Genomic DNA, 5093 nt, shown 5'->3' with positions numbered 1-5093 from the left:
CTCAGTTCGTGCTGGCCTGCCGCCCCTGCCACCAGGCGCCGACGAAGATGCCGGCCAGCGCCCACAGCAGATCCCAGTTGCCCGCCCCCAGGCCGGCGATGGCCGGGCCCGGGCAGACCCCGCACAGGCCCCAGCCGATGCCGAACAGGGCCGCGCCGATCACCGTGTCGCGGTTCCAGGCCGAGGCGTGGCGCTCGAAACTGCCGCCCAGCAGCGGCGCCCGGCGCCAGCGCGGCAGCAGGGCATAGGCCAGCGCGGTCAGCGCCACGCCGCCGCCCATCACCAGCACCAGGCCGAAGTCCTGCCAGCGCAGAAAGCTCAGCACCACCTGCGGCTGGATCATGGTCGACACCGACAAGCCGAAGCCGAACAGGGCCCCGCCCAGCAGCACCGCCAGAAAACGCGGCAGGTCCAGGCGGTAAACGCCGCCCGCGGCGGGCGTGGCAGCAGGGGACGCCGCGCTCATGGCCGGCCTCCCGCGGGCAGCCAGGCCGCCACGAGCTGGGCCGTGGCAAAGGCCGTGGCCATGAAGACCAGCACCGCCCCCACCGAGGGCAGCTGGAAGGAGCCCATGCCGCAGATGCCATGGCCCGAGGTGCAACCGTTGCCACGCCGCGCGCCATAGCCCACCAGCAGGCCGCCCAGCAGTAACTGCCAGACCGGCAGGCCGGTGTGCATGGGCTGGCGCGGGCTGAAGAACAGCCACCAGACTGCCGCGCCCAGGACCAGGCCCAGCGCGTAGACCAGGCGCCAGGCCCGGCTGTTCAGGTAGCGCGGCTGCTGGAAGGCACTGCGCTGCGAGACGAAGGACCAGGTGCTGGAGAAGACCGAGCTCATGCCGCCCACCCGGCCGGTGGCCAGAAACAACCAGGCCACGCCCAGCCCGATGAAGACCCCACCCACGAGGTAATGGGCCCAGCCCGTCGGAAACCACTGCATCATGCCGGCCAGTGTACCCACGGGGGTTCCTGCGCGCCGGGGTGCCGGTGGGCCACTCCACTACCATGCGGGGCTTTGCCGCCCCGCGCCCCACCGTTCATGTCCGACGATGCCTTGCCCCTGGTCCATGTGGACGATGACCTGGTGGTGATCGACAAGCCCGCGGGCCTGTTGTCGGTGCCCGGCCGCGGGCCGGACAAGGCCGACTGCGCGGCCGCGCGCGTGCAGGCCCGCTTTGCGGACGCGCTGGTGGTACACCGCCTGGACATGGGCACCTCGGGCCTGCTGGTCTTCGGCCGCGGCCCGGCGGCGCAACGGGCCCTGTCGATGGCCTTCGAGCAGCGCCTGACCAGCAAGCGCTATCAGGCCCTGGTGGCCGGCTGGCCGGCACAGGCCGAGGGCCGCATCGACCTGCCGCTGATCTGCGACTGGCCCCACCGGCCGCGTCAAATGGTGAGCCACACGGTGGGCAAGCCCTCGCTGACGCTGTGGCAGCGGCTGGAGGCCCATGCCCTGGGCGCCCGCCTGGCCCTGGAACCCATCACCGGCCGCTCGCACCAGTTGCGGGTGCACCTGCAAGCCATCGGCCACCCCATCCTGGGCGACGAGCTTTACGCCCCGCCCGAGGTGCTGGCCGCGGCCCCGCGGCTGATGCTGCATGCCGAGCGACTCACGCTGCCGCACCCGCGCACCGGCCAGCCCCTGGCGCTGCACGCGCCGGTGCCGTTCTGACATCCACGCCGCATCCACCGCAGAATGGGAGCCCCGCTCCATCCCACCGTCCGCCCATGCGCCAAGCTGTCGACCTTGCCAAGTGCTACCGCCTGCTCAACCACGGCCCCACCGTGCTGGTGAGCGCCCGCCACGCGGGCCGTGCCAACGTGATGGCCGCCGCCTGGTGCATGCCGCTGGACTTCGACCCACCCAAGGTGGCGGTGGTGCTGGACAAGAACACCTTCACCCGCGGGCTGCTGGAAGCCTCCGGCCATTTCGCCCTGTGCGTGCCCTGCGCCGGCCAGGTGGACCTGGTGGAGCGGCTGGGCTCCACCAGCGGCCGCGAGGAGGACAAGTTCGCCCACCCGGACCTGCAGCTGATCGACGAGCCCGCCGCCCATTCGCCCCTGGTGGCCGGCTGCGTGGCCTGGCTGGACTGCGTGCGCCTGCCCGAGCCGGCCGTCGAGGGGCGCTACGACCTCTTCCTGGGCCAGGTGCAGGCGGCCTGGGCCGATGACGCGGTGTTCCGCCACGGCCATTGGGAATTCGAGGGCGCGCCGGACGCCCTGCGCACCCTGCACCACGTGGCCGGTGGCCACTACCTGACCATCGGCCGGCCACTGGACGCCCGCTGAGCCGGGCGATGGCTCAGGGCGCGGAAGCGGCCTGCGCCGCCTGCAGCGGCGCGCGCAGCAGGCGCTCGAAGTCGCGCGGCGCCACGTACTGGATCACCGGCTTGGCGCGGGCCACATCGCCCTCGGCCGGCGGCAGCGCCACGGCCACGCCCCGCTCGGGGTAGAGCAGCTGCACCACGCCATCGGCCCCCACATGGCGCTGCGCAGGCGTGCCGAAGCGCTGGACCACGGTGGCCTCGTCAAGCCGGGCAGCCGGGATGAAGGCCAGGGCCGACACCGCGATGCGCCGCGCCGCGTCCAGGTCCTGCGGCGCCAGTTCGCGACGGCGCACGGCGCCCTCGCGCCCGCCGTCCACCTCGCCGCGGGGCGAGCGGTCCCAAGCCTGACGCAGCCAGTCCGGATCGGCCGCCACGGAAATCACCAGCTTGCCGTTGACAAAGCCCGCCTGGAAGCTCTCCACATAGGCCTCCAGCGCGGGGGCCTGGCCCTGAACCGAGATCAGGGCCACCTTGAAATCCTGCGGCCAGAGCCCCTCGGCGTCGCCCAGGGTGGCGCTGCCCAGGGGCAGCCCGAACACCGCGCTGCCCCCGGCCCCATCGGCCTGCACCTGCCAGGGCAGGCCCTGGGCGACCGGCGCGGAAGTCGGGGGCGAGAGCTGCCAGCGCAGCAGCGGCCAGCCCAGCGCCAGGGCGAGCAGCAACAGCGTGATGCCCAGCGACAGCACGAAGGGGCGCTGCCACCAGACGGTGGCGCGGCGCGCTGCGGGAGCGTCAGCCTGCAGCGCAGGCGTTTCGGGTACGTCGTTGGGCGAGTTGGGAGCGGGGACTTCAGCCATGCAGGGCATTCTCGCCCGCGCCAGCGGGATTGCGTATGCTCTGACGCATGAGCCGCACGCCCTCCACCCTCACCATCATCACCGGCCATTCGCGCGGCCTGGGCGAAGCCCTGGCCCGCCAGTGCCTGCAGGCCGGCCAGTTGGTCATCGGCATCGCCCGCCACCGCCACACCGGCCTGGACGCCGAAGCCCTGCACCACGACGCCCCTTTTCTGCAGTGGGAACACGACCTGGCCGAACCCCAGGCCGCCGGTTGGGCCCTGCTGGAGTGGCTGCAGGCCCAGCCGGCCGACCGCTTCGGCCACGCCACGCTGATCAACAACGCCGGCGTGCTGGCCCCGCCCCTGCCCCTGGCCGACAGCGACCCCGGCGACACCGCCCGCGTGCTGCGCGTGGGGCTGGAAGCGGCCATGACGCTGACCGGCCTGTTCCTGCGCGGCACCCAGGGCTGGGCGGCCCAGCGCAAGGTGCTCAACATCTCCTCCGGCCTGGGCCGGCGCGCCATGGCCGGCAGCGCCGCCTACTGCGCCGCCAAGGCTGGCTTGGACCACTTCACCCGCGCGGTGGCGCTGGAAGAGGCGGCCCTGCCCAACGGCGCGCGGCTGGTCTCCATGGCCCCCGGGGTGGTGGACACCGACATGCAGCAGCAGCTGCGCGGGGCTGACCCCGCCGCCTTACCCGACCAGGGGCGCTTCCAGGCCCTGTGGGACCAGGGCCAGCTGGCCACGCCCGAGGCCACCGCCCGCCAGCTGCTGGCCCGTCTGGAGCGCCTCGACTTCGGCAGCGAGCCCATTGGCGATGTCAGGGAAGGCTGAGCGCCCCATGACGACCCTGTCCTCGTCCTCCGACGCCACCGCCCACCCGTCCCGCCACAACGCCTGGCTGCTGCTGCCGGTGGGCCTGGCGCTGCTGGTGTCGGGCTGGCAGCCCTATGACCGCGCCACCTGGTGGATGGAGGTGGCGCCTGTGCTGGTGGCCGCGCCGCTGCTGATCGCCACCCACCGCCGCTTTCCGCTCACGCCCCTGCTGGCCACGCTGATCGCGGTGCATGCGCTGATCCTGATCTACGGCGGCGCCTACACCTATGCCCGCGTGCCGCTGGGCTACTGGATGCAATCGCTGTGGGACGGCAGCCGCAACCCCTACGACCGTATCGGCCATCTGGCCCAAGGCTTTGTGCCGGCCCTGATCGCCCGCGAGATCCTGGTGCGCCGCGGCCTGCAGGCCGGACCCTGGCTGCTGGGTTTTCTGTGCCTGAGCGTGGCCGAGGCCATCAGCGCCTGGTACGAGTTGATCGAATGGGGTGCGGCGGTGGCCCTGCAGCAGGGCGCGGACGCCTTTCTCGGCTCCCAGGGCGACCCCTGGGACACCCAGGAGGACATGGCCTGCGCCGGCCTGGGCGCGCTGCTGGCCCTGACCCTGCTGCGGCGCTGGCACGACCGGCAGTTGACCACCGTCAAGGTCGTAGCCCCACGCCGTGCAGAGTAAGTCCATCTTGGGGACAATTGCGCGATGCTCAGCCATGTTCTCCTCAAATGGTCGATTCCGGCCATCTTCCTGGCGTCCATCCTGGTGGTGCACCTGCGCGGTCGGGTGCGCCACAGCTTCTGGAAACAGGTCTTCGACCACTCCGGCCTGCTGGCCCCGGTGAACGTCTTTCTGTACGCCACCTCGGCGGTGCCCAACAAGCCCTATCTGCCGGTCAGCACCTTCCCGGAACTGGACCTGCTGATCCAGAACTTCGACACCATCAAGGCCGAGGGCCTGGCCCTGATGGAGGCCACCAAGCTGCGCCGGCCCGACCAGAACGACGACGCCGGCTTCAACTCCTTCGCCAAGTCGGGCTGGAAGCGCTTCTACCTGAAGTGGTACGACGACGCCCACCCCTCGGCCAAGCGCCTGTGCCCCAAGACGACCGAACTGCTGCAGCAGATCCCGTCGATCAAGGCGGCCATGTTCACCGAGCTGCC

8 protein-coding genes are annotated in these 5093 nt (G+C 72.0%); 5 read left to right on the top strand and 3 right to left on the bottom strand.

From position 1 onward, the window contains the following. Position 1: 1 nt before the first annotated feature. Both I73_RS24090 and I73_RS24085 read right to left on the bottom strand, forming a co-directional pair. Positions 2 to 466, bottom strand: coding sequence for a DUF6691 family protein (locus I73_RS24090; protein WP_022982965.1), 465 nt, complete (start codon positions 464 to 466; stop codon positions 2 to 4). After that, positions 463 to 960: a YeeE/YedE family protein gene (locus I73_RS24085; protein ID WP_306304243.1), complete on the bottom strand. Its 498-nt coding sequence runs from the start codon at positions 958 to 960 to the stop codon at positions 463 to 465. Before I73_RS24085 ends, I73_RS24090 begins: the two co-directional genes overlap by 4 nt. 78 nt (positions 961 to 1038) lie before the next feature. Between I73_RS24085 and I73_RS24080 the strand changes: the two genes are divergently transcribed. Beyond that, the gene (locus I73_RS24080; protein WP_022982963.1) at positions 1039 to 1671 is read left to right on the top strand and encodes an RluA family pseudouridine synthase; all 633 of its coding nucleotides are present in this window, start codon (positions 1039 to 1041) and stop codon (positions 1669 to 1671) included. Positions 1672 to 1727: 56 nt separating this feature from the next. After that, complete coding sequence (locus I73_RS24075; protein ID WP_022982962.1) at positions 1728 to 2288, top strand: flavin reductase family protein; 561 nt, start codon at positions 1728 to 1730, stop codon at positions 2286 to 2288. A gap of 13 nt (positions 2289 to 2301) precedes the next feature. On the opposite strand, the gene I73_RS24070 is transcribed toward I73_RS24075, so the two are convergent. Then, positions 2302 to 3123 carry a hypothetical protein gene (locus tag I73_RS24070; protein ID WP_083877053.1) on the bottom strand — a complete coding sequence of 274 codons (822 nt, stop codon included), beginning with the start codon at positions 3121 to 3123 and terminating at the stop codon, positions 2302 to 2304. 47 nt (positions 3124 to 3170) lie between these two features. Between I73_RS24070 and I73_RS24065 the strand changes: the two genes are divergently transcribed. From I73_RS24065 to I73_RS24055, 3 genes are all read left to right on the top strand, one after another. Next, positions 3171 to 3938 (top strand): SDR family NAD(P)-dependent oxidoreductase, encoded by a 768-nt coding sequence (locus I73_RS24065; protein ID WP_022982961.1) that lies wholly within the window; start codon positions 3171 to 3173, stop codon positions 3936 to 3938. 7 nt (positions 3939 to 3945) lie between these two features. Continuing rightward, complete coding sequence (locus I73_RS24060; protein ID WP_022982960.1) at positions 3946 to 4611, top strand: DUF2238 domain-containing protein; 666 nt, start codon at positions 3946 to 3948, stop codon at positions 4609 to 4611. A gap of 24 nt (positions 4612 to 4635) precedes the next feature. Beyond that, positions 4636 to 5093: aspartyl/asparaginyl beta-hydroxylase domain-containing protein (locus I73_RS24055; RefSeq protein WP_022982959.1), on the top strand; the 458-nt coding region annotated here is incomplete at its 3' end.

It is taken from the genome of Ideonella sp. B508-1 (assembly GCF_000333615.1).
Lineage (GTDB): Bacteria > Pseudomonadota > Gammaproteobacteria > Burkholderiales > Burkholderiaceae_C > Ideonella.
This window is presented reverse-complemented; position numbering and strand designations above follow the sequence as displayed.